3 protein-coding genes and 1 pseudogene are annotated in these 2,213 nt (G+C 70.3%); 2 read left to right on the top strand and 2 right to left on the bottom strand.

The genetic code is table 11. From position 1 onward, the window contains the following. Nucleotides 1–92 precede the first annotated feature (92 nt). Entirely contained in the window at nucleotides 93–1,070 is a 978-nt protein-coding gene (locus NW807_RS10885; protein WP_414426114.1) for a hypothetical protein, read from the top strand. A 4-nt stretch (nucleotides 1,071–1,074) separates the two neighbouring features. Beyond that, nucleotides 1,075–1,758, top strand: a complete 684-nt coding sequence (locus tag NW807_RS10880) for an SDR family NAD(P)-dependent oxidoreductase (protein WP_414426113.1) — start codon at nucleotides 1,075–1,077, stop codon at nucleotides 1,756–1,758. Here NW807_RS10880 and NW807_RS10875 read toward each other — a convergent pair. Continuing rightward, nucleotides 1,712–1,939, bottom strand: a pseudogene (locus tag NW807_RS10875) (VanZ family protein); the annotation flags it as partial. The gene NW807_RS10880 and the pseudogene NW807_RS10875 overlap by 47 nt on opposite strands. A gap of 21 nt (nucleotides 1,940–1,960) precedes the next feature. After that, on the bottom strand, nucleotides 1,961–2,213 hold a 253-nt coding region (locus tag NW807_RS10870; protein ID WP_414426112.1), incomplete at its 5' end, for a transposase.

Here is a 2,213-nt window from a genome sequence, read left to right as displayed (position 1 = left end):
GGCAAGGGAAGCTTCGGCCTGGCCTTCCTCTTTGGGGGCCAGGCGGCGGGGGTCCTCCTCTCCGAGGAGGGCGTGAAGCTGGGAGGTCTGCCGTGAGGAAGTGGCTCCTCCTTCTCCTGCTCCTTGCCGCCTGCACGGGAAGCCAGGAGCCCCCCCTCCCCGCCCTGGTGGCGGCGGGGAGCGGGAGCGAGGTGCGCTTTTACCGGGCCTCCGACCTGCAACGGGGCCTGGCCACCCCCGTGGACACCTGGAGCAAGGATGGCCTCCAGGACCTGGCCTACTGGGGGAGCCAGGGGCGGCTCTACCTGCTCTTCAGGGACCGCCTCGAGGCCTACGCCACCTCAGGCTTCAGCGAAAGCGCCGCCCCGGAGAACCTCCTGGCCACGGCCCCCCTCCCGGCGGACTGCTTCGGGGGCTACCTGCGCCTAGGGCAGAACCGGCTTCTGGTGCACTGCCCGGTGGCGGGGCGGGCCTTGCTTTTCTCGCCAGGCCTTGAGGACCCGGAGGAGGCCGACCTCACGGGCCTCGAGGCGCCCCTCCGCCTCGCCCTCCTCCCCCAGGGCACCCTGGACCTCCTGGCCTACATGACCCCAAGCGCCATGGGCTTCCGCCCGGCCCAAAACCCCGGGGGAAGCCCCAGGCTGGAAAAGCCCCTGGATCTGCCCCTGGCCCGGGGACCCTTTGACCTCAGGGCGGACGGAAGCCGGGGAAGGCTTCTGGGCCTGGGGGCCACGGCCACGGAAACCCGCCTCTACGCCCTCCTAGGGGACGCCCTGCAAAGCCGTAAGGTCCTGGGGGATTTCCCCGGGGAGGCCCGGCTGGCCCTGGACCCGGTGGCGGGGCTCGTGGCCTTGGGCCGGGGCTTCCAGGTCCTGGAGCCCAGGGACTCAGGGCCTCAGGAGGTCTTCCTGAACTTCGCCGCCGGCCTGGTGGGGCAGGACGCCTACCTGTACTTGGCAGCGGGAAGCCTCCTCTACGTCTACGACCTGCTCCCCTCCCCGCCCCAGAGGGTGGCCCTCCCCTCATTGGGCTTCCCGCCCCAGTCCCTGGCCCTCATCCCCGTAGAATGAGGCCATGCTGGAAGGAAAGGCCTTTCTCATCACCGGGGCCGGGGGCGCCCTTGCCAGGGCCCTCATTCCCGCCTTCCACCGGGCGGGGGCCAGGCTCTTCCTCTCCGACCCCCGCTTGGAGCGCATGGCGGAAAGGGCGGAGGCGGTGGGGGCTAAGACCTTCGTGGCCGACCTGACCAGGCTGGAGGAGGCCTTGGCCCTGGCCCGCTTCGTGGAAGGGGAAGCCCCCCTCTACGGCGTGGTCCACACCGTGGGGGGCTTCGCCGCCGGGCGCTTTCTGGACGCGGACCCGGGGCTTTACGACTGGATGCTGGACCTGAACCTGCGCACCACCTACAACCTCCTAAAGGCCGTCCTCCCCTACATGGAGGCCCGTCAAGAGGGCTTCTTCGCCGCCTTCGCCGCCGGACCCGCCTGGACGGGCGCGGGGCCGGGCCGGGCCCTCTACACCGCCGCCAAGGCCGCCCTGGCGAGCCTCCTAAGGTCCCTGCAGGGGGAGGTGGAGGGGGTGCGCTTTCTGGTGGTCTACCCCATGGGCACCCTGGACACCGAGGCCAACCGCCGGGCCATGCCCGAGGCCGACCCCAGCCGCTGGATCGCCCCGGAACTGGTGGCGGAGATGGTGGTCCAGGCGGCGGAGGCTAAGGGCGGGCGCCTCTTAGAGCTTCCCATCTACCCGCCCCTCTAGCCCCCAGGTAGGCCCCGAGGGAGTCGGCCAGAAGGTCCAGGCCAAAGGCCTCCCGCCCGGGGACGAAGCTCTGGTGCCACTCGTCCACCAGGCCGTAGAGGGCGGCGAGGAAAAAGGCAGGGTACAAGCCCCCAAGCCCCCGCCCAAGGAGGAAGCCCAGGAGGGCGTAGGCCAGGAGGTGGGCCCCCTTGTCCCAGGGGGGTCAAGTCGCGATTTTTGTGGGTTTCTCTTCCGCGGCCCAAAGCGGGCCCATGTCCAGGTAACGCCGGAAAGCCCAGTCCTCCGTGGCCCTCAGCATCACCACCGTGGCCAGATTCACCAGGCTCCCCTCGCCGGGGAAGACCCCAACCACCCTGGTCCGCCGCTTCACCTCACGGATAAGCCGCTCCAGCACATTCGTGCTCTTAATGTGCCTCTGGTGGCCGCTGGGAAAGTCCAGGTAGGTCAGGGCCTCC

The sequence above is a fragment of the Synechococcus sp. R70.1 genome, from assembly GCF_047461675.1.
GTDB lineage: Bacteria > Cyanobacteriota > Cyanobacteriia > Thermostichales > Thermostichaceae > Thermostichus.
This window is presented reverse-complemented; position numbering and strand designations above follow the sequence as displayed.